Raw genomic sequence first — 21,152 nt, forward strand, 5'->3', positions numbered from 1 at the left:
TCATATTCGTTTTGCTCATATAGCGAGGCCGGCTTTTGGTGGCAGCCGCCTACAACGTCGAGCCCAATCGACTGAGTAGCGCTTTAAGGGCCGCACGCTCACCCTCCGATCCCGCTGCAATGACCTGCGCGACCTGCTGCTCGATCAGTTCCGACACTGAAGGCTGGAGCGGCAGATTCAAATGCTCCGGCAAAATCTCGTCACCGCTGCTTACCAGCAACGCGAAGTGGATGACATTTTCCAGCTCCCGGGTATTGCCCGGCCAACTGTGTCGTTCAAGGGCACGCTGGGCCGCCTCGCTGATCAACGGCACAGCCAGGCCGAGGCGCTGGCTATAGATGCCCAGGAAATATTCCGCCAGGGACAGGATATCGCCCACCCGCTCACGCAGGGCCGGCAACTCGAGGCGGCCTTCGCCGAGATAATGGAAGAGGCGCTCGTGAAATTTGCCGGCGGCCACCGCCTGCGCCAGATCGATGCTGGTGGCCGCGACCAGGCGGACGTCCACCGGGCTGGGCTGGTGGGCACCGACGCGGGTGACTTCGTGGTTTTCCAGGGCCGCCAGCAATTTGATCTGGATCGGCAGCGGCAAGTCGCCGATTTCATCCAGATAAAGCGTGCCGCCGTTGGCGGAGCCGAACCAACCGGCACGGCTGCTGGCCGAGCCGCTGTAATTGCCGGCCGCGTAGCCGAACAGTTCGGCGTCGGCGTAGGTCGGACTGATCGCGCCGCAATTGACCGAGACAAACAGCCCACCGCGGTCACTTTCGCGGTGGATGTGCCGGGCAAGCAGCTCCTTGCCGCTGCCGGTTTCGCCGCGTATCAGCACCGAGACCGCGCGCGGCGCCAGTTGCTCCAGCTCTTGGCGCAGTTGCCGCGAGCGTGGGTCGACGAACACCAGCGCCTTGGCGCGAATGCTCAAAGGGCTTTTTTCCGCATCGGGAAAAGTCAGCAATGGCTGACCAAAGGTTTCATGCAAACTCATGGCAGACTCCCGCCCCAAACCGCCGGGTGACGGGAGGGCACTACATTCCAAGGGCGTATTCAGGCGCGTCGCAGAGCGTGATGCTCCATGCGATTTTGTAGACGATAGAGATAAGCGAAGCCTTGTTCCCAGCGCTGGTGGCCGGATTTCACATTGATATGTCCCGCCCCGGCCAGGATCCCCGCCTCGGCCCCCCAGTTGCGCGCCAATTCCAGGGCTCGCGGGGCGCTCACGGCGGCGTCGTTGTCGGAACTGACCACCTGGCTTGGGAACGGCAGCAAATTGGCCGGTATCGGCGCGAAGTTGCGCAACGCAGGCGCGCAGGCCGGCCGCTCGACATCGGCCGGCGCTACCAGCAACGCCCCACGCACCTGCCGCAAAAACTGCACGGGCGCCGTGGCGGCCCAATGGGCAACGGTGATGCAGCCCAGGCTATGGGCAATCAGGATCACTGGCGTGCTGTCGGCGGCAACGGCTTCGGCCAATGCCGCGACCCAATCCTCGCGCCGGGGCGTCAACCAGTCGGCCTGTTCGACCCTGACACTGTTGGGCAGGCTGTTCTGCCAGTGGGTTTGCCAATGATTTTCCGGCGATCCTTGCCAGCCCGGCACAATCAGGTAGCGAATGGATTCGTTGCGCATGGGTGCTCTCCTGCGTGTCTGTTCCCGGACCAGTATAGGGAGGAGAGTTATATTGTTTAAGGAATAAGAAGCTATTTGTTAATACCTAAAACGAATAACAAGATATCTCTGTGGGAGTGTGCTTGCTCGCTCCCACTGGTATTGCACCGGTCTTACTCGCTGCGTCCCTTACGCAACAAAACATCCAACTGATCTATCACTTCCGCCCAGTCCGCATCTTCGAGGATTTCGTCCTGCAGCAATTGCCGCTGGCCCTCGCTCCAGAAAAACGCATCGGCCAAGTGAAGTTCAGGCTTGAGGGGGGAATGGACCGCGATGAATTTTTCGATATCAGCGGCATCATCAGACAAGCCCAATTGTTTGAACAGCGCGGGCAGGTTGTGAATCGGGGATTCCATGCGAGGCTCCTGAGTATAAGACGGGGGGTTGGGTTCTTTCCCGCAGTCTAGCCCTGAATGACCGCCAGACTGATCAAAATTCAATCAACCCATACCTCGACTAGACTTTGAATAACATCCCGACGAATACACGTTGCGGAGGGTCCTGTGAACATTCACTGGTTGACGGTTGCGCTGCTGGCAATCAGCGGACCTGTGCTCGGCGCCGATGGTTTCATGCTGCCAGGCACCGATCCCCTCGGGTTCTGGCTGATCGCCGTGGGCGCGACCCTACTGGTCTTCGAGGCGGCCCTGCCCAATTACGGGGTTGCGGGGCTGGGTGGCATTGTCCTGTGTGTGATTGGCGCGGTCATCCTGACCAACGCCGACGTACCGGTTCCCCTGATGATCGGCCTGGGCCTGATCAGCGCGTTGCTGCTGATTGTCCTGTTGGTCCGCGCGTTGAAAACCCGACCGCGCCAGTCCGTCAGCGGCGACGCCACGCTAGTGGGCAACGTCACGGCGGTCACCGCGTTGCAGGCGGACAATCATCACGGCTGGGTCCAGTTGGAAGGCGAGCGCTGGCAGGTGGCAAGCGCCACGCCGATGCGACCCGGGCAGGCGGTGCGGGTCATCGCCCGCAAGGGCTTGCTGCTGGAAGTGGCCCCCGCTGATTCGCAAGGAGTCTGAAATGGGTATGCAAATCGGTTTGACGATGCTGTTGCTGCTAGTGATCGCGCTGGCGGCATCGACGTTCCGGATCCTGCGCGAATACGAGCGCGCGGTGGTGTTCCAACTCGGCCGGTTCTGGCAGGTCAAGGGGCCAGGGCTGATCCTGTTGATTCCAGTGGTACAGCAGATGATCCGCGTCGACCTGCGCACCATTGTGCTCGACGTGCCGCCCCAGGACGTGATTACCCGGGACAACGTCTCGGTGAAGGTCAACGCAGTGCTGTATTTCCGCGTGCTCGACCCGCAGAAGGCAATCATCCAGGTGGAAAACTTCCTCATGGCCACCAGCCAACTGGCCCAGACCACTTTGCGCGCCGTGCTCGGTAAACACGACCTGGACCAACTGCTGGCCGAGCGCGAGCAACTGAACAGTGACATCCAGCAAGTGCTCGATGCCCAGACCGATGCCTGGGGCATCAAGGTGGCGAATGTCGAGATCAAGCATGTGGACCTCAACGAGTCGATGATCCGCGCCATCGCCCGACAAGCCGAAGCCGAGCGCGAACGCCGGGCCAAGGTGATCCATGCCGAAGGCGAGCTGCAAGCCTCGGAAAAACTCATGCAAGCCGCCGAAATGCTTGGCCGCCAGCCAGGCGCGATGCAGTTGCGCTACATGCAGACATTGGGGGCGATTGCCGGGGACAAGACTTCCACCATCGTCTTCCCGCTGCCGATCGAGCTCCTCAAGGGGATGGCGGAGTTGTCCGCCAACAAGTCGTGATGCCCACCAAAAAAAACGACACCGCCGCCTGTGGCGAGGGAGCTTGCTCCCGCTGGGCTGCGCAGCAGCCCCAGATCTTGCGGTCGCTGCGCAACCGAGCGGGAGCAAGCTCCCTCGCCACAAAATGTGTGCTCAACAGATCCTCAGCGTTTCAAGCGCCTCGTAAGGCCCTTGCGCCCATTGCATGACCCGCTCGCGCAATAACGCCGAGGCCTCCCGGCGCTTGTCCTCGCTATCGCCAGCAAACACCTGCATCGGTTGCTTGGCATGGCGCTCCACCCTGGCGAACGCTTGTCGGGTTTGTTCGTCATCCAGGCCAAAAAAGGTCGCGAGCCTGCCCGCCATCGCCTCGGGCAGTTCGGTGTAGTTCACAGCAACCCCGGCAAAGGCCTGGCAATGCTCCAGCCCCGAGTGCAGCAGCCGGCCCAGGCGTCGCGGGATGAAGTCCTCCTGGCCGCTGAACGGCAACCCATCGTCCAGTACGCTCGCGCCAATCATTCCCGGCACCATGTGCATGCCGGGCCGGCGCAGATGGGAGACTGCGATTTCCAACGGGTCACGGTACAAAAACAGCCAGGGCGTGTCGGGAAAGCACTCGCGCAACAGCGCCAGTTCACCGATGTTCCAGGCGTCGAGCTTGACCACCAACCGTTGCTCCGTGCCTCGACGGCGCTGCCCGTAGGCGGATAGCAATCCCCTGAGCGCCAGGCAGCGTTCAGTGGCTGGAAGGTCGCCGCGCAGCAGCGTATCCAGCGGGGGCGGTTCGGACAAAACGATATGGTCGTCCAGTTGCGCCAGCATCTGGCTGATCAAAGTCGAGCCGCAACGCGAAGCATGAAAAATGAATGCGCTGGGTGTCAGGCCCGGGCTCTGCTGCTGCCACTGGATGAGATCGTTCAGGGGCGTCTGGCGACGGAAAACCTGGTTGAAGGGCAAGCGCAGGGCGTCTTCCACGGCGTCGCCGAAGAACGGTTGCGACAATCGCGCCTGACCGAACCAGCACCAATCGACACGCCACTCTCCGGCCTCTTGCCAGACACGGATCGGCAGCCAGCCATCCAGACTCAAGCCTTCCATTGGTCACTCCACTGGCGACGGCCGTTGCGCATGGCCGCCCGTAACTCTTCCCGAGTGAAGTGCAAGCCTTGTCCGGCACCCAGCGCGATGGCGCACTCAACGAACGCCTCCAGCTCGTACAGGCTTTGCAGGGTCCGTGCGAGTGATGGATCGGCTTCTACGCGTTGCTGAAAACGGGCCAGGTCGCTTGGCCCGGCACCTGGGGTGGGCGTGGTCGGCAGCCCCTCGGCAATCTGCTGTTCCAGCCATGGTCCGGGACGGCAATCCAAGACCAGGTGAATCCGAGCCTGGGCACTGCGGTTAGCCACTCGATGAGGCCGCGACAGGTCGAGAAACCAGCACTCGCCCGCCGTCATCGGAATCCGTTGTCCGTCCAGCCAGAAATCCACATCCGGCGGGCTGAGCAGTGGAACGTGCAGGCGCAGGTCGGCGTCCGGCCCGCCGAGGTCATAATCGCGATGCTCATGAATGCAGCCGCCGGGCCCCAGCCGCAACAGCCGGGCCGAGACCACAGCCAGGGGCCAATCGCACAACGCCTCCTGCCAGCGACTATCTTGCAGCCAAGGCGCACGATGCACAGGCTGACCATTTCCCGGGGACAGTTCGGTCAAGGCGTCGGACGCCGAGATCAGCGCCACGCCGCTCCAGTCGCCGCTGTAATAGGCACTGTTGAAATGCCCCTGCCAACGCTCGTCTTCAATGGCTGCCAATGCCTGCAACAGCAGCGGCAGGTTCACCGCCACCGGCAGCCGGGAACAGACCGGGCGCGTCATGCCTGCGCCCGGTTATTGAGTCACTGCGGCTGTCTTCGGCAACGTGATATCGCCCTGGGCCCAGGCTGCTTCACGGTTTGCCAGCGCCGTGGCGATCGACTGCACTTGGGTCGATTGCACTTCGTTTGGCAGCGGGTCGAGGCCGGCGCTGGCGAAGATCTGCCCGTAGGCATTGCGCAGGTCGGCGTAGGCCAGGTCGCGGCGCAGGTCAGCCTGCAACGTGTTCAACTCACCCTGGATCAAATCCAGTTCACCGATGCCCGCGGCCTGGTGACGGCTGCGCAGCTGGCCCACAATCTGCCCATCGATGTCCGACAGCTGCTGGCTTGTCTTGAACTGGCGCAAGGCTTCACGGTAGTTGGCATTGGCGACATACAACTGCGCCAGCACCGCGATGGACATCGCCTGGCGCCGTGCCGTCGCCACTTCTTCACCGGCCTTGGCCACGTCGATGGCCGCCGGGGCAGAGATCACGTTGAACAGGTTCCAGGTGACTTTCACGCCGTAGTCGGCCCAGCCCTGCTCTACCAGGAACGAGTTGCTGTCGTAGTGTCCGCCAGCGGAAAACTCCAGGCCCGGCAGCAAACGCAGCATGGCCTTGCGGGTTTCAGCGGCAGTGATGCGCGTCTGGTAGTCCTGCTCGCGCAGCTCCGGACGGCTGGCCAAGGCTTCCTGTTCGAGGCGGGCCAGGTCGACTTTGAGTTCCGGGATTTCGTATTCATCCTGGGTCGCCAGGGTCAGATCGGTGCCCAGGGGCAGGTTGATCAGGGTCGCCAGTTCGGTCTTGGCCAGGGACAGCGCCCGGCGCTGTTCTTCGAGCTGGCGGGTGGCCTGGATCAGCGAACGCTGGTAACCCAGCGCCTGCACCGGGTCGCCGATGCGCTGCTCGCTCATGCTCTGGCTGTTGCCACGCGCCGTCTCGACCCGCGCCATCAGGCTGTCGATCTGCTTGAGCAGGCGCTCGGCGGCCATGGCTCGCCAGTACGCCGAACGCACGTCCTGAACGATGGTGTTGATGACCTTGCGCCGGCGCTCCTGCACGATCAGCCGTTGGTCACCGGCCTGTTTGGCACTGATATAACTCACGCCGAAGTCGAGGACGTTCCAGACCATGGTCAGGTCCGCCACCTCACGGTCGCGGTCTTGGGAAGTCGACGGCTCCAGGGACTGGGTGCCGGTTTCAACACTCTGGCTGCTGGAAGCATTGACGTTGTTGCGGCCCACATAGCCAGCATCCAAGGCCATGCGCGGCAGCATGTCGAAACTGGCCAGGTCCAGCTGACGCTTGGCCAGGGCCTCCTCCATGATCTTCAAGCGGCCTTCAAGGTTGTACTTCACCGCACGGGCCATGGCCTGGTGCAAGGTCAGCGGGCCGCTGAGAGGCTCCTGGCCCTTGTACATATTCTGCAGATCGGTTCGGCCGCGCTGTTCGCTGACGCTGCGATCGATCGGCTCGCTGGTGACCGCGCACCCACTGACCACCAACGCCAGCAGACTCATACCGAATAACTTCTGACTTCTATTCATTCCCTGTACTGCCCCTGGCTGCCCCAATATTTTTAGAATTCAGGCCTGCACTTGGCTGATGCCGACCTGTCGTAACGCGGTTGCCAGGCTGTCGACCTGACGCTGTTCAGTGTCCTTGAGGTGTTGCAGTTGCTGGCCCAGGGTTGGCGCGCCGAACATCCCGCGCAGCCCTTGGGAAACATCGCCGCTCTGGATCGACTGGTTGCCGAAGGCGTCCATCGATTCGCCCTCGGAAGCGGAGTCCTGGTTGAACAGCGTCGAAAGCGTGCTGCTGCCGAACACCCCTCCATCGCCCCCACCAAAGCCCAGGAACCCCTGGCCTGAACCATCGCCGGCGGCGTCGGTGCTGAACACCTGGGCGATATAGCTCGGCGCCAGTTGGCCGCGGTTGATGAAAATATCCCCTATCGGCTTCAGGCCACCGCCGACGTCCCGTTGTTCGAACAGCGGTGGGAAGCCCAACGGCGAGCCAAGGTTGCCCGTGGGAGGGGTGAAGACGACCGGTTGCAGCGGCACCTCGGACGGTGGAATGACCGTGATCGGGTCCGATGTGAGGAAGTCCGGCGGTGGTTTCACGTCGTTAGGCACGACGGTGTCGATTGCGTAATTGTTGGAGACCGCCACGCTGGCGCCGGCGTTGCCCGAAGCGTCACTGACGTTACGGGTGTCCAGGGCGATGAAGTTGCTCGGATCGGTGAGGTTTGCCGTTGGCGTGAACGTCGCAGTCCAGGTCTTGCCGCCGTCGCTGCTGGTCAGGTTGGTCAGTTCGCCGTTGGTGACGCTGAGGTCCGACAAGTCGAAATCCGTCACCGCTTCGCTGAAGGTGAAGGTCACCTGGGTCGACTGCCCTACGCTCAGACTCGGATTGGCAACCACGATGGTGGCGCTCGGCCGGGTGGCGTCGAGTGCGTAGTTGGCGGAGATCGCGATACCTGCGCCCGCATTGCCAGCCAGGTCCTGCACATTGCTGGCATCAAGCAGAATCAGGTTGGTGGCGTCGTTGACACCCGCCGTCGGTGTCAGCGTTGCCGTCCAGGTCAGCCCGCCGTCGCTGCTGGCAAGGTTGGACAGCACACCATTGGCGACGCTCAGATCCGACAGGTCGAAACCGGATACCGCCTCGGTGAAGCTGATGGTCACGGTAGTGCTCTGGCCGATGCCCAGGGTGGTGTCGCCAAGCGTAATAGTGGCGCCCGGGCGAATCGTGTCGATGGCGTAGTTATTGGAGTTCACCACACCGACACCGCTGTTGCCCGAGGCGTTGATAACACCGCTGGTGTCCAGGCTGATCAGGTTGCTGGTGTCGGTGATGCTGGCCGTCGGCGTGAAGGTGGCTGTCCAGGTGACCCCGCCATCGGTGCTGCTCACATTGCTCAGCGTGCCGTTGTTCACGCTCAGGTCGGTATTGTCAAAACCGCTGACCGCTTCGGAGAACGTGATGGTCACCAGCGAGGTTTCCCCTGCCTTGAGTGCGCTGTCGGCGACTAAGATGGTGGCCGTGGGCACCCGCGTCTCGACCGCGTAATTGGCCGAATCGGTTGTGCCTGCCCCGGTGTTGCCGGCTGCATCGCTCACCCCGGTATTGTCCAGGGTAATCAGGTTGGTCGCATCGGTTATCCCCAGGGTTGGCGTGAACGTTGCCGTCCAGGTCAAGCCGCCGTCGCTGCTGCTGACCGCGCTCAGGGTGCCGTTGGCAACACTCAAGTCGGCGTTGCTGAAGCCGGTCACCGCCTCGGAGAAGGTAATGGTGACCTGGGCGGTTTCACCCGGTTTCAACACCGAATCGCTCAGCACGATGGTGGCGGTCGGGCGTGCGGTATCGAGGGCGTAATTGTTGGAGTCGGTGGTGCCACTGCCGGCATTGCCCGCCAGGTCGGCGACACCGCCGTTGGCCAGGGTAATCACGTTGCTGGTGTCGCTGATACCTGCGGACGGCGTGAAGGTCGCGGTCCAGGTAATGCCCCCGTCGCTGCTGCTCAGCCCGCTGAGCGTACCGTTGGCGACAGTCAGGTCGGCATCGGTGAAACCTGTCACAGCTTCGTTGAACGTGATGGTCACCAGCGAGGTTTCGCCCGCGGCAATAGCCGTGTCAGCGACGACGATGGTCGCGGTGGGACGCACGGTGTCGATGGCATAGTTGTTGGAATCGGTGGTGCCGACGCCCGCGTTACCCGCGCCGTTGATCAAGCCGGTGTTGTCCAGGGTGATCAGGTTACTGGTATCGGAGATGCTGGCGCTCGGCGTGAACGTTGCCGTCCAGGTGACGCCGCCATCGGTGCTGCCCACGTTGCTCAGCGTGCCGTTGCTGACGGTCAGGTCCGCATTGTCGAAACCACTCACCGCCTCGTTGAACGTGATGGTCACCAGCGAGGTTTCGCCGATGCTCAAGGCCGTATCAGCCACCACGATGGTAGCGGTCGGCACCTGGGTATCGACGGCATAGTTGAAGGAAGTGGTGGTACCGGTACCGGCGTTGCCCGCCGCGTCGCTCACGCCGGTGTTGTCCAGCACAATCAGGTTGGTCGCGTCTCGCACGCCGAGGGTCGGGGTAAAGACCGCCGTCCAGGTAATGCCGCCGTCACTGCTGCTGACGGCGCTCAGGGTACCGTTGGCCACGCTCAGGTCAGCATTGGAAAAGCCCGTCACCGCCTCGCTGAAGGTGATGGTCACCAGTGAGGTTTCGCCAACACTGAGGCTGGTATCGGCCATCACAATGGTAGCGGTCGGCAGTTGGGTATCGACGGCGTAGTTGTTCGAGTCGGTGGTGCCGACGTTGGCGTTGCCGGCCGTATCGACCACCCCGCCACTATTGAGCGTGATCAGGTTGCTGCTGTCGACGATACCGGCGGCGGGGGTGAACGTTGCAGTGAAGGTGATGTTGTCGCTGGTGCTCAGCCCACTCAACACGCCATTGGCAACGGTCAGGTCGGCCAGGGTGAAGCCGGTCACAGGTTCTGCGAACGTAATGGTGACCAACGAGGTTTCGCCGGCGGCCATGGCCGTGTCCGCCACGACGATGGTCGCGGTGGGTCGCACGGTGTCGACCACGTAGTTGTTGGAATCGGTGGTGCCAACGCCTGCGTTGCCCGCGCCGTTGATCAGCCCGGTATTGTCCAGCGTGATCACATTGGTGGTATCGGAAATGCTGGCGCTCGGTGTGAACGTGGCCGTCCAGGTGACGCCGCCATCGGTGCTGCCCATGGTGCCGAGCGTGCCATTGCTGACGGTCAGGTCCGAATTGTCGAAACCGCTGACCGCCGAGTTGAAGGTCACGGTGACCACTGTCGTCTCGCCGATCCCCAACGTGCTATCGGCAATCACGATGGTCGCCGTTGGAACGTTGGTGTCGACTTGGTAGTTGTTGGAGCTGGTGGTGCCGGATCCTGTGTTGCCCGCCCCATCACTGACGCCGGTGTTGTTCAGGACGATGACGTTGGATGTGTCGCTGACGCCAAGCGCCGGGGTGAAGGTGGCGGTCCAGGTGATGCCGCCGTCGCTGCTGCTGACCGCGCTCAAGGTGCCGTTGGCGACGCTCAGGTCCGAGTTGTCGAAACCGCTCACCGCCTCGGAGAACGTGATGGTCACCAACGACGTTTCGCCGACGCTCAGCGCGGTGTCGGCAATCACGATGGTAGCGGTCGGTCGCTGTGTGTCGACACCGTAGTTGTTCGAATCGGTGGTGCCGCTGCCGGCATTGCCCGCCCCATCCACAACGCCACCGTTGTTCAGGGTGATCAAGTTGGAGGCGTCGGTAACCCCAACGCTCGGGGTGAACGTCGCGGTGTAGGTAATGTTGTCGCTGGTGCTGAGCCCGCTCAGGCTGCCATTGGCAACCGTCAGGTCCGCCAGGGTGAAGCCAGTTACCGCCTCGTTGAACGTGATGGTCACCAACGACGTTTCGCCGATGGCGACTGCCGTGTCGGCGACGACGACGGTCGCGGTTGGGCGCGCGGTGTCGATGGCGTAGTTGTTGGAGTCGGTGGTTCCGGCGCCGGCGTTGCCTGCCGCGTCATTCACGCCGGTGTTATCCAGGGTGATGAGGTTGGTGGTGTCGCTGGTGCTGGCGCTCGGGGTGAGCGTCGCGGTCCAGGTGATGCCGCCATCGCCGCTGCTCAGGCCGGTGAGCGTGCCGTTGGCGACCGTCAGGTCGGCGCTGGTGAAGCTGGTCACCGCCTCGTTGAAGGTGATGGTCACCAGCGACGTTTCACCGATACTCAGGGCGTTATCGGCCACGACAATACTGGCGGTCGGACGTTGGGTATCAACGGCATAATTGTTGGAACTGGTGGTGCCCGTACCGGTGTTACCCGCTGCATCCAGCACGCCGGTGTTGGCCAGGACGATGAGGTTGGTGGCATCGCTGATGCTGGCGCTTGGCGTCAGCGTCGCGGTCCAGGTGATGCCGCCGTCGCTGCTGCTCAGACCGCTCAAGGAGCCGTTCGCAACGGTGAGGTCGGCCAGGGTGAAACCGGTCACGGCCTCACTGAAGGTAATCGTCACCAAGGAGGTTTCGCCGATGCTCAGCGCGGTATCGGCCACCACGATCGTGGCGGTCGGACGCTGCGTATCGATGGCGTAGTTGTTCGAGTCGGTGGTGCCGGTGCCAGCGTTGCCGGAAGCGTCAGCGATGCCGCTGTTGTTCAGCGTGATCAGGTTGGTGGCATCGTTGGTGCTGGCGCTCGGCGTCAGCGTCGCGGTCCAGGTAATGCCGCCGTCGCTGCTGCTCAGACCGGTGACCGTGCCGTTGGCGACCGTCAGGTCGGCGGTGGTGAAGCCGGTCACCGCCTCGTTGAACGTGATGGTCACCTGCGAGGTTTCGCCGGCACTCAAGGCCGTGTCGGTCACGACGATCGTGGCCGTCGGGCGCAAGGTGTCGATGGTATAGTTGTTGGAATTGGTGGTGCCAACACCGGCGTTGCCGCTCAAGTCCGAGATACCGGTGTTGCTCAGTGTCACCAGGTTGGTGCTGTCGGTGACGCCCGCGTCCGGTGTCAACGTCGCGGTCCAGGTGATGCCGCCGTCGCTGGTACTCAGTCCGGTGAGCGTACCGTTGGCCACCGTCAGGTCGGCGGTGGTGAAGCCGGTCACCGCCTCGGAGAACGTGATGGTCACCAGCGACGTTTCGCCACTTTTGAGGGCTGTGTCGGTCACCACGATCATCGCCGTCGGCGCCACAGTGTCGTTGACGACGTAGTTGTTCGAGTCAGTGGTGCCCACGCCAGCGTTGCCGGCCAGGTCCGCAACCCCGGTGTTGTTCAAGGTGATGATGTTAGTGGTATCGGAGATGTTGCTTGCCGCTGTCAGGGTACCGGTCCAGGTGATACCGCCATCGCCGGTGGTCAACGTACCGATTGTGCCGTTCTGCACCGTCAGGTCCGCTGCGGTGAGTCCGGTCACGGCTTCGGAGAAGGTGATGGTCACCGCCGACGTGCCGCCGGAGTTCAGGCTGGTATTGGCCACCACGACCGTCGCGGTGGGAGGTGTCTCGTCCGGTACATAGTTGGTGTTAATGGTGCCACCGTCGCCATAGACGTTGGCCACCGCCCCCGGCGTAACACCCGCGGAGCCGGCACTCGTTCCGCCCACGCCGCTGCCGCCGACGTTGCCGGCCAGGGCCGCAAAGTTGGCGGCGGTCATCAGGATCGAACCCTTGTTCCAGATGGCGCCGACACCGACACCGCCCGCGCCGCCCGCCTGGATGTAACCGCCACCGGCACCGCCACCGCCACCACCGCCACCCGCACCGACGTTGCTGGAAATGACCGAATTGCCAATGACTCGCAGCGTCGCGCCAGTGTCGTTGTAGATACCGCCGACAGCCCCGCCACCGGCGCCGCCGATGTCGTTGTAACCGTCGCCACCGCCACCGCCACCAATGGACAGACCTCCACTGTTGGCGGTGCCGCCGGCCGAACCGGTGCTGTAGCCTGGGTAAGCCGCACCACCAGCACCGCCGGTGGCAGAACCACCTCGGCCGCCGATATTGAAGAAGCCACCACCGGCGCCGCCCTGGCCCGCCGAGCCGGCGTTACCCGTGGAGTTGAGCGTGTCACCGCCGCGCCCGCCGATACCGACGCCAATGGCACCGCCACCACCACCGGCGCCGCCGGCGTATTGCGGCGTCACACCGCCGCCGCCACCACCGCCCGAAGCGGCGTTCGCGGTGACGGTGACATTCTTCAGGGTCAAGGTGCCGGCGTTATAAATCCCGCCGCCCTTGGCCACCAACGCATCATCGCCGCCATTACCACCGTTGCCGGCGGCCATGCCCCGGGTAATCACCAAGCCGTCGAGGGTCGCCGTGGTGCCGGCCGTCACGTTGATGATCTGGGTGCGGTAATTTCCGTCGAGGGTAACGTCGGCCACGTTATCGTTATTGAGGTCGCCGTCGATCGTGACGTTCTTGTTGACGTCCAGCACTTGGGTCAACGAAATGGTCATGCCGGTACTGAACGTCACGAGGTCGCCGTTCTGGGCAGACGCCAAAGCTGCACGCAAAGAACCAACGCCAGTATTGAGGTTGTTGGTAGCGGTCCAAGTGGCGAGGCCCCATTGGTACTCGCTCATGGCATTGGCCGAGAGCGCGTTGGCGCTCTCGATATTGCCGGTGGCGATTTCCAGGTCCCAATCACCACCAAGGCCGGTGCGATCGTTGGACGCAGCCACGTCTCGGCCGGTCAACTGCGCCAATGAATCGACAAAGTTCAGCCCGCGATCACCTTCAGCGGTGTAGCAACCGTAGATCAGGATATCGCCGCCAGCGTTCATGTCTTGGCCAATCTGCGCCAGCACCTCGCTGCGTGCCTGGACGTTGTCCGCCGACAGGTAGCTGTTGCCCAGCCACAAGTCACCAGCGTTACCGTGAGCGATGATCTGCACCGAGCTGACGCCCTGGTGGGTGTCCAGGTAATCGGCGATTTGTTGCAGGCCGTCCTTGCTGGCGTCCAGCTGTACCACCTGGGTGCCGGGCGCGACGCCTTCGAGCAGGCTGGCGGAATCCTTGACCCGGGAATCGACAAACACCACGGACTTGCCCGGCACGGCGGCCTGGGTGGCATCGACCTGTCCCTGCGGGGCATGGTTGTCGGCAGGCTGATCCGCCGTAGGCGTCTTGGCCGCATCGGCCGTGGGATGGGCGTCCGGTTGCGCAGCATCGGCCACCGTCGCCGCCACCGCACCGTCGAACAACATTCGCGGCTCCAGGGACATGATCATTGGCGATGCCAGGGCTTGTGCGCCCTCGGTTACCCGCGACTTGCCTTTGCTCCACCACATGACGATCACCTGGACTCGGACTTCTAGAACAGCAATGAAAAAACCGCGGTCAGCTGACGGCGGCGTCGGTTTTCATACGAATGACATTGGCGGCGCTCGCGGACCCATCACGCCAGAACGACAGCTCGGCATATTTCTCGAACAGATCCGGCGGCAGGAGGGTGCGCCGCGCTTGCGGCGCGACCTTGGGCTTGACCTTGTGCAGGCCGGCGACACCCAACGCCTGGTCGAAGGCCGGGGCGTCGTAGGTCAGGTGATCGAAATCGTGTTCGAACCAGGGCTCGCCGATGAAGTCGTACACCAGCCGCATCACCCGTTCCGGCGCCTGGCTCAGCAGGTCGTAGTCCACGATCAGCAGCGACTCGGCGTTCTCGCCGTAATACGCCTCTTTGAGCGCCGTCCAGGCAAACCCCACCAGACGGTTGCGCTGGGCCAGGGTTTCGCAGCGGCTGTAGACGGTGTTGCGCTCGTCATCGTCATTGAACAGCTTGGTGTTCTCGAACGGGTTGGCGCGATAGAGCCGCTCCAGGCTGTCGAGCACCCAGGCGACGTTGCGCACGCAGGCGATCGTCTTGGCTTGGGGAAACAGGTCTTGCAACGCGGGCAGCCGGGCGCACCATTGACGATTGGTGTCGAAGATGACCGGTTTATCGGCCTTGTCGGCGTAGTAGGAATCGAAGAGACCGCGCAACAGGCGGCGGCGCAAGTCAGTGTCGATCACCGAACCAAACTCGCTGCCGGCGCTGCATTGCTGCAGGACGCTGCTGAACAGCGTACCGACGGGACTGGTCATGCCGGCATGAAAGCGCGGGTTCTGCAGCAAAATCGCAGAAAGCAGGGTCGAGCCCGAGCGCGGCAGACCTGAAATAAAGTGAAATTGTGACAATCCATTCACCGTGTGTAGTCCCTTTGTACCGCAGAGCGTAGCCGAGGAAACAAAAGTCGCCTAGTAGTACTTTGATATCAAATCCTCGCTAAACCGTAAAAAAGATGGACGGTACAAGCACCCGTTTTTAATGAACCGATTCAGCTGCGCCGCCCCCTTTTCGGTCCATTTTCCCTCGGCAGAAAGAAAGAACCCCGTCTACGCTCAGCCGTGCGTGACCAGGCCAGGGAATGAAGGAGTCAGGCTGATCGCAGACTTGTTCCTCGTGTACGCCAGGTTCCGTCAGACCAATAACCTGAGGGATGAGGATTTTATGGAAGTATTCATGGGCACCATCCAGGCGTTCGGCTTTAACTTTGCCCCCAGGGGCTGGGCGCTGTGCAACGGGCAAACCATCGGCATCGCACAAAACTCGGCACTGTTCTCTCTGCTCGGCGTGACTTATGGAGGCAATGGGCAGACCACCTTCCTGCTTCCCAACCTGCAAAGTCGCCTCCCCATGGGCATGGGCAATGGCGGGGGGCTGAGCCCGCGCGTCATCGGCGAAGTCTCTGGCACTGAAAGCGTCACCGCAACGATCAACAACCTGCCCAACCACACCCACACCCTCACGGGTATCAGCGCCGCAACCACCTTGCAATTGGCAAACCCGGCCAGCAACCCAGTCAATACTCCAACGGCCACCAACTCGTTCATCGGGACCTCGGGCACCGGACCGGGCTCGGCGGCGATCTATTCCGACCAGATAGGCGCGTCTCCCGTGCCACTGCAAGGCGTGACCACCACCGTCAACGGCACGATATCGCCTGCGGGCAACGGCTTGCCCATGTCGGTCATGAACCCGTTCCTGGCGATCAACTTCAGCATCGCACTCGAAGGTATTTTTCCGACCCGCAACTGATGACCCGCCGGAGGGCTTCGGCCCTCCGGTCTTGTGGAGTGTCGATATGCTGCAACAGGTTCAGAGCCACCACTTCCAACCGCTGCTAGGCCAGACCAGCAGCCTGACCCTGCCGGACGGCAGCCGCCTGGCTGTTCGCTTCGAGCACCTTGAGCAAACGCCTCGGGCGAAGATGCCGAACGCCGAACGCGTGCCTTTCGGCGTAGAGCTCAACAGTTTGCAGAACACCGAATTCGTGGACGGGCTGTGTTCACTTGAGGTGCCAGAAATCGGAAGGCTCGAAGGAGTGTTCGTCTCGCGGGTACCGGCAGCGGGACGGGACCCGGCCATGGGGTATTTTTATATCGCATTCAACTGAAGAAACGCTGATTCCCTTGTGGGAGCGGGCTTGCTCGCGAAGACGGAGTATCCGGCGAGAATTCCTCTACTGACACACCGCCTTCGCGAGCAAGCTCGTTCCCACATTGGACATGTAGCGAGTCAGGAACGGCTCAGTTCCCCTTCGGATACCAGACCAACCGCTCCGCCGCCGGGTTGTGCTCCTGCACTTCGAAGCCCAGCGCCAGGTAGTGTTGGCGGGCCTGGGGGTTGCTGGCCCAGACCACGGTCGCCACCGGGCAGCGGATCTGTTGCGCCGCTTTTTGGACCCCTTGCAGAACCGCTCGACCGAAGCCCTGGCCTCGAGCCTGGGGGATGAAGGCCAGGTACAGCACACGAATTTCATTGGGACCGAAATCGGCGCTCAAGGCGCCTATAGCGCTGCCGAGCTTTTCCACGACGTAATGCATGGCGTCGGGAAAATGCTCACCCAGGCCTTGCTCCTGCACTTGGAACTGCTGGGCGATAACCTGCTGCACTTGCTCTGGCTCGCCGTCGATCCATTGCAGGTCCGGCCGCGCCGCCTGGTAAAGGCTCTGCAAGAACGGACCATCGCTGGCCCGCGATGGACGTACCACCAGCCGCTCTGCCGCCACTGAATCCATGCTGCCTCCCTTAGAAACCGCTTTCCCTGACACCCAACGCCGCCAACCGACGCCAGGCCGCTCCGAGCACCGACTCACCCTTGCCCTGCAACACCACCACGCCACGCAGCGGTTGCACCGGGGCGGGCGTGTCGTCGATAGCACTCAGGCGCACGCCATACTGCGCCTGCACAGGCTCCGCCCGTTGCTGTGAGTCGCGGCGCACGGCAATCGGTCCGTGATGGTCGGACGTCAGCGCCTGCTGCTCGACCCAGGCTACGCCGTTGTTGTCGATTTCATCCAACTGCACCGCAATCGAGGTGTGCATCGGATCGTCGGCGATGAACCGCCCCGTGGCACCGGCACCGACCCGCCAGAGCTCGGCTTCGGTCAGGTAACCGCGCAGCCGGGAATCGGTCTGCACCACCCGCGCCAGCGGCTGCGTCGGTGACAGCCAGCGCCCCACTGCCAGTTGCGGCAGCAAGTCGCGCACCTGCCCGGCGTGGGGCGCACGCAGCAATAAGCGCTCACGCTGGGCGACCAGCCCACGGTACTCGGCCACCGCCTCGGCCAGCTGCTGCTCGATGATGCCAGCGTCGGCGGCCGTTTCGCTGCGTCCGGCCTGGCGGCGCATTTGCAGCTGCTGGATCTCGATTTCCCGGCGCACGATGGTCAGGCGCGACGCCATGTCCGGCGACTCCAGCTCAACCAGCACATCGCCCTGGGCCACGACCTGGCCGTCATGCACATTCACCTGCTTGACCCGCGCCGCCACGGGCGCATGCAACACGCTGGCGCGACCGGCCTCAAGCATGACCGGCACTTCCACCGCACTGCGCCAGGGCAGCAACAGCGCCAACGCCAACGCCAGCAACACCAGCCCCGTGAACACCACCCGAGGACCATGGGCGTGTTCACGACGGCTCCACCATTGCCGCCCTTCATTCACGATGGGCATAAAAATGAACCACACCAATTCGACCATCATCAGAAAAATGCCCAGCACTTTGAAAAACAAGTGATAGACCGCCAGGGCGATACCGAAAAACAGCGCAGCGCGCCACAACCACGAGCCATATCCCCACACCAGCAAGCGGCGGCGCATCTGCGGCGACCAGGCTTCCGGCGCCGCCGTGCCATAGCCGAACAAGGCTTCACGCAGGCGCCAGCGACACAATGCGAATGCACGGCCCTGAAGGTTATCCACCGCCCAGAAATCACTGAGCAGGAAATACCCATCAAAGCGCATGAAAGGGTTCAAGTTGATGATCAGCGTGGTGATCCAAGTGGCCGTGGCGAGCATGAAAGCCGCCGTGCGCGCCGGCCCGTCTGGCAGCAGCGACCAGGCCAGCAAGGCAATGCAGGCCAGGAGCAACTCCGCCAGGACTCCGCCCGCGCCAATCAGCAACCGAGCCCTGCGATCATTGATCCGCCAGGCATCGCTGACGTCGGTATAGAACATCGGCAGCAGCACCATGAAGGCCACGCCCATGCTCTGTACGCGGCAACCGGCACGCTTGGCCATGAAGGCATGGCCGAACTCATGGCATAGCTTGGCGAAAAACAATGCCACCCCAAACGCAAGGGCACCGCCCAAGCTGAAAAGATGCGGGAACGTCGCCAGGAACCGCTGCCAGTCCCGCGACACCAGGAAGATACCCGTGCCCAACGTCAGCGGGATGCCGTAGCGCAGGACCGAGGGACCGAACCGCGCCAGCCAAGGCCAGGCGCGGTTGAGAAAGGCGTCTGGACGCCACAGCGGGATCCGGAAGAACAAATATTGATGCAGCAGAATCTGCCACAGGCTCTGACGCTGCGCGGCCGTTTTGAATTGATAGCTGTCGCGCTGTTGCGGGTCCATTGCACTGATCAGATCATGGCCGCGCAAGAAACCCAGCAACTGCTCCAGGGACTCGCCATTGAGCGGCAGGCCCGGCTCCCGGTTCGCGGCTTGCAGTACCTGCTCCGGATCACCCAAGGACCAGTGGCGAAGCAAGCGCATCGCTGCCGCGCCGAGCTTGAAATAACGGCCGCGCACCGGATCCGCCAGGGTCCACTGGGGCGAACCATCCGGATCCGGGGTCGCCGGGGATAGCTGCAGGTCCGGCCGCAGGCTCGGCAGGCTCACGCTACAGGCCTACGCTCTGGCGCAGGCCGGCCAGTGGTCGGCGCAACAGGTACAGGGCCAGCGGGGCGCGATCGCCAAAGATCTTCGCCGTGCCCCGCAGGCCGATGCGCGGCGCTGTGGCATCGAAACGCGCATCCAACCGATACGCCAGTTGCCCGGCAGCGGTAGGTTGCGCTTCGTAGGCCGAGCGTTCGAGCCAGGCCAGGTGCCGCTGCAACGGGTCGCTGTCGAGAAACAACGCCACCTGCGCACCGGGCTCCAAGGCAATCGCATCGCCCACCGCCAGTTCGATACGCAACTCGGCCTGGTTCGGATCAGCGATTTCCATCAGGCGCTCGCCGGTTTGCACCGGTTTGCCGAGCCAGCGCTCGGCGTCGGCAAACACCGCAATGCCGTCCCGTTCGGCGCGCACTTCGCTGCGCTTGAGCAGCTCAAGCGCGTAGTTGCGCTCGGCACGTTTCTGTTCAACGCGGGCAGCCAGCAAATCAACCTTCGAGCTCGACTCAGCGTCGGCAAACGAGCGCTGGGAGTTGGCCTTGAGTTCCGCCTCGGCCACGCCCAACGCGCGCTCGGCCACATCGGCCTGGGCCTTGAGGCTGGTGCTTTCGAAACGCAGCAGCAGGTCACCGTTCTTGACGGTCTGGTTGGGCTTGACCAGGAATTCAGCGATCACGCCGTCCAGCGGCGCGGCCACCACCTGCCCGCCCAGCGGCACTACTTCGGCAGGCGCCAATACGGACTGACGCACCGGGATCAGCAAACCCAACAGCAGCACCGCCACCAGTGCGACCTGGCGTTTGCGCGTCCAGCGCAGGCGCCACGGCTTGCGCGGTTGCAGCGCCAGCCAGGCATGACTGTAGGTGTCGCCCAGTTGCGACAACAGCACTTGCTCCGACGGGGTCCAGGGCAGGTCACGGGCCAGCCATAAACCGCCGAAAACCTGACCCTGATGATCGATCAACGGCAACCAGAACACCTGCACGGCCGACAAACTTCGCCAGTCCGCCCGGATGGATTCGCTCACGCCATCGGCAGCGATCACCCGAGCCTGGTTCAGTACGCCCTGCTTGAATAACTGCGCCACCGCCTGCTCGACAAAGGCCACGAACGGCGCGTTTGGCTCCACGGCACTGACACCCGTTACGGCCTGTACCTTGCCGGCGATCAATAACGCGGCGTGGCGAAACCCGAACAGGGCCTGGCCGTCGTTGACCAGGCTATAACTCAGCTGCGCCGGAGTACGCGCAGCCCGGGTCTGGCGTTCGAGATCGAGGAAGCGGGCAAACACCTGTTCGGCGCTGCCCGTTATCGGCGCGTTCACTTTGACTCCGCGAAACGCGCCGTACCACTCATGCCGGACAGCAAGCCGCTGGCATCCGGCACGCTCGCCACCAGCAACAAGGTCTGGCTACCCTCATCAATGCGTGCGCCCAGGCGCTTGACGGTCGCTTGCAACGGCTTGCCCGTTTCATCGGGAATGAACGTGAAAGGCTGGCCGGGCTTGAGCCGGTCCATCCAGCGTGAAGGCACCAGCAGATGGATTTCCAGGGTGCGGTTGTCGACCACATCCAGCAGCGGCGCGCCGGCTGCCACGCTTTCATAGCGCTGGACCTTGCGCGCCACGACTTGCCCATCGAACGGAGCGATCACGCTGCAGCGCTTGACCTGGACCTGGTAAACCTGGGACTGGGCCTGGGTTTCATTGAGCCGGGCTTCGGCCCGCGAGACCTCGAAACGCCCGACCGACTTCAGCTCCGCCAACTGCCGGTTATGGGCCAGCTCTTCACCGGCGCCGCGGCTGGCCGCCTGCGCCGCATTGAGCTGGGCCTGGTACGCCGAGCAATCGAAACGCGCCAATGTGTCGCCCTTCTTGAACGACTCGCCCTCGCTGAACGGCAACTCGACGATTCGCCCGGCCAACTCGCTGGCCAGCACCGCCTGGTCCCGCGCACGCAACACGCCTCGCGCCTCATTGCCACCCGAGGCACTGGCCGCGACGTTGTTGCCCAGCAACGGATCATCTGCCACAGGCGTTTGCGCCTGGACGCCGCACGTTACAAAGGCCAATCCCACAACCCAACTACTCAAACGTCGCATGACCGTTACTCCCTGACGGATGGGCGGAGTCTACGACAGCGGTGGGGGGCGTCAAGGGAGTAGCTGTCAG

At 63.1% G+C, this 21,152-nt stretch carries 16 protein-coding genes; 4 read left to right on the forward strand and 12 right to left on the reverse strand.

Annotated elements, in window-relative coordinates:
* Positions 1-49: 49 nt before the first annotated feature.
* The 3 genes from AD663_RS26905 to AD663_RS26915 all read right to left on the reverse strand — a co-directional run bounded on the left by AD663_RS26905 (position 50) and on the right by AD663_RS26915 (position 2,024).
* Positions 50-985 carry a sigma 54-interacting transcriptional regulator gene (locus AD663_RS26905; RefSeq protein WP_003186888.1) on the reverse strand — a complete coding sequence of 312 codons (936 nt, stop codon included), beginning with the start codon at positions 983-985 and terminating at the stop codon, positions 50-52.
* Between the two features lie 59 nt (positions 986-1,044).
* On the reverse strand, positions 1,045-1,626 hold the full coding sequence (locus tag AD663_RS26910) for an alpha/beta hydrolase (protein WP_053214838.1): 582 nt from the start codon (positions 1,624-1,626) through the stop codon (positions 1,045-1,047).
* A 152-nt stretch (positions 1,627-1,778) separates the two neighbouring features.
* On the reverse strand, positions 1,779-2,024 hold the full coding sequence (locus AD663_RS26915; RefSeq protein WP_053214839.1) for a DUF2789 domain-containing protein: 246 nt from the start codon (positions 2,022-2,024) through the stop codon (positions 1,779-1,781).
* A gap of 147 nt (positions 2,025-2,171) precedes the next feature.
* Here AD663_RS26915 and AD663_RS26920 point away from each other — a divergent pair, with 147 nt between their 5' ends.
* Positions 2,172-2,693, forward strand: a complete 522-nt coding sequence (locus tag AD663_RS26920; RefSeq protein WP_003186891.1) for an NfeD family protein — start codon at positions 2,172-2,174, stop codon at positions 2,691-2,693.
* Between the two features lies 1 nt (position 2,694).
* Positions 2,695-3,456, forward strand: a complete 762-nt coding sequence (locus tag AD663_RS26925) for a slipin family protein (RefSeq protein WP_053214840.1) — start codon at positions 2,695-2,697, stop codon at positions 3,454-3,456.
* Between the two features lie 132 nt (positions 3,457-3,588).
* Here the strand turns inward: AD663_RS26925 and AD663_RS26930 are convergent, their stop codons facing one another.
* From AD663_RS26930 to AD663_RS26950, 5 genes are read right to left on the reverse strand one after another with little or no spacing between them, the layout of a single operon-like run.
* Entirely contained in the window at positions 3,589-4,533 is a 945-nt protein-coding gene (locus AD663_RS26930) for an aspartyl beta-hydroxylase (protein WP_053214841.1), read from the reverse strand.
* Positions 4,521-5,306, reverse strand: coding sequence for an aspartyl/asparaginyl beta-hydroxylase domain-containing protein (locus AD663_RS26935; RefSeq protein ID WP_053214842.1), 786 nt, complete (start codon positions 5,304-5,306; stop codon positions 4,521-4,523). The genes AD663_RS26930 and AD663_RS26935 overlap by 13 nt, the downstream gene beginning before the upstream one ends.
* 12 nt (positions 5,307-5,318) lie before the next feature.
* Positions 5,319-6,833: a TolC family protein gene (locus tag AD663_RS26940; RefSeq protein ID WP_003186895.1), complete on the reverse strand. Its 1,515-nt coding sequence runs from the start codon at positions 6,831-6,833 to the stop codon at positions 5,319-5,321.
* Positions 6,834-6,872: 39 nt separating this feature from the next.
* The gene (locus tag AD663_RS26945) at positions 6,873-14,108 is read right to left on the reverse strand and encodes an Ig-like domain-containing protein (protein WP_053214843.1); all 7,236 of its coding nucleotides are present in this window, start codon (positions 14,106-14,108) and stop codon (positions 6,873-6,875) included.
* Positions 14,109-14,157: 49 nt separating this feature from the next.
* Positions 14,158-15,003 carry a sulfotransferase gene (locus AD663_RS26950; RefSeq protein ID WP_003186899.1) on the reverse strand — a complete coding sequence of 282 codons (846 nt, stop codon included), beginning with the start codon at positions 15,001-15,003 and terminating at the stop codon, positions 14,158-14,160.
* A 304-nt stretch (positions 15,004-15,307) separates the two neighbouring features.
* On the opposite strand from AD663_RS26950, the gene AD663_RS26955 reads away from it, so the two are divergent.
* The gene (locus tag AD663_RS26955) at positions 15,308-15,895 is read left to right on the forward strand and encodes a phage tail protein (RefSeq protein ID WP_003186901.1); all 588 of its coding nucleotides are present in this window, start codon (positions 15,308-15,310) and stop codon (positions 15,893-15,895) included.
* A 46-nt stretch (positions 15,896-15,941) separates the two neighbouring features.
* Positions 15,942-16,253 (forward strand): hypothetical protein, encoded by a 312-nt coding sequence (locus AD663_RS26960; RefSeq protein ID WP_053214844.1) that lies wholly within the window; start codon positions 15,942-15,944, stop codon positions 16,251-16,253.
* Between the two features lie 133 nt (positions 16,254-16,386).
* On the opposite strand, the gene AD663_RS26965 is transcribed toward AD663_RS26960, so the two are convergent.
* Genes AD663_RS26965 through AD663_RS26980 form a run of 4 tightly spaced genes read right to left on the reverse strand, consistent with a single transcriptional unit; the run spans position 16,387 to position 21,082 of the window.
* A complete protein-coding gene (locus tag AD663_RS26965; protein WP_053214845.1) occupies positions 16,387-16,878 on the reverse strand; it encodes a GNAT family N-acetyltransferase in 492 nt (163 codons plus the stop codon).
* A 10-nt stretch (positions 16,879-16,888) separates the two neighbouring features.
* Positions 16,889-18,985, reverse strand: coding sequence for a biotin/lipoyl-binding protein (locus AD663_RS26970; protein WP_053214846.1), 2,097 nt, complete (start codon positions 18,983-18,985; stop codon positions 16,889-16,891).
* Between the two features lies 1 nt (position 18,986).
* Positions 18,987-20,306 carry an efflux RND transporter periplasmic adaptor subunit gene (locus tag AD663_RS26975; protein ID WP_053214847.1) on the reverse strand — a complete coding sequence of 440 codons (1,320 nt, stop codon included), beginning with the start codon at positions 20,304-20,306 and terminating at the stop codon, positions 18,987-18,989.
* Positions 20,303-21,082 (reverse strand): efflux RND transporter periplasmic adaptor subunit, encoded by a 780-nt coding sequence (locus AD663_RS26980; RefSeq protein ID WP_053214848.1) that lies wholly within the window; start codon positions 21,080-21,082, stop codon positions 20,303-20,305. The genes AD663_RS26975 and AD663_RS26980 overlap by 4 nt, the downstream gene beginning before the upstream one ends.
* Positions 21,083-21,152 lie beyond the last annotated feature (70 nt).

The sequence above is a fragment of the Pseudomonas sp. Q12-87 genome, assembly GCF_001269755.1.
GTDB lineage: Bacteria > Pseudomonadota > Gammaproteobacteria > Pseudomonadales > Pseudomonadaceae > Aquipseudomonas > Aquipseudomonas fluorescens_S.

Excerpts from the sequence above, each read along its gene's own strand:
- AD663_RS26940 (WP_003186895.1), bottom strand. The coding sequence starts at position 6,833 with ATGAATAGAAGTCAGAAGTTATTCGGTATGAGTCTGCTGGCGTTGGTG.
- AD663_RS26910 (WP_053214838.1), bottom strand. The coding sequence starts at position 1,626 with ATGCGCAACGAATCCATTCGCTACCTGATTGTGCCGGGCTGGCAAGGA.
- AD663_RS26965 (WP_053214845.1), bottom strand. The coding sequence starts at position 16,878 with ATGGATTCAGTGGCGGCAGAGCGGCTGGTGGTACGTCCATCGCGGGCC.
- AD663_RS26980 (WP_053214848.1), bottom strand. The coding sequence starts at position 21,082 with ATGCGACGTTTGAGTAGTTGGGTTGTGGGATTGGCCTTTGTAACGTGC.
- AD663_RS26915 (WP_053214839.1), bottom strand. The coding sequence starts at position 2,024 with ATGGAATCCCCGATTCACAACCTGCCCGCGCTGTTCAAACAATTGGGC.
- AD663_RS26905 (WP_003186888.1), bottom strand. The coding sequence starts at position 985 with ATGAGTTTGCATGAAACCTTTGGTCAGCCATTGCTGACTTTTCCCGAT.
- AD663_RS26930 (WP_053214841.1), bottom strand. The coding sequence starts at position 4,533 with ATGGAAGGCTTGAGTCTGGATGGCTGGCTGCCGATCCGTGTCTGGCAA.
- AD663_RS26945 (WP_053214843.1), bottom strand. The coding sequence starts at position 14,108 with ATGTGGTGGAGCAAAGGCAAGTCGCGGGTAACCGAGGGCGCACAAGCC.
- AD663_RS26960 (WP_053214844.1), top strand. The coding sequence starts at position 15,942 with ATGCTGCAACAGGTTCAGAGCCACCACTTCCAACCGCTGCTAGGCCAG.
- AD663_RS26935 (WP_053214842.1), bottom strand. The coding sequence starts at position 5,306 with ATGACGCGCCCGGTCTGTTCCCGGCTGCCGGTGGCGGTGAACCTGCCG.
- AD663_RS26925 (WP_053214840.1), top strand. The coding sequence starts at position 2,695 with ATGGGTATGCAAATCGGTTTGACGATGCTGTTGCTGCTAGTGATCGCG.
- AD663_RS26955 (WP_003186901.1), top strand. The coding sequence starts at position 15,308 with ATGGAAGTATTCATGGGCACCATCCAGGCGTTCGGCTTTAACTTTGCC.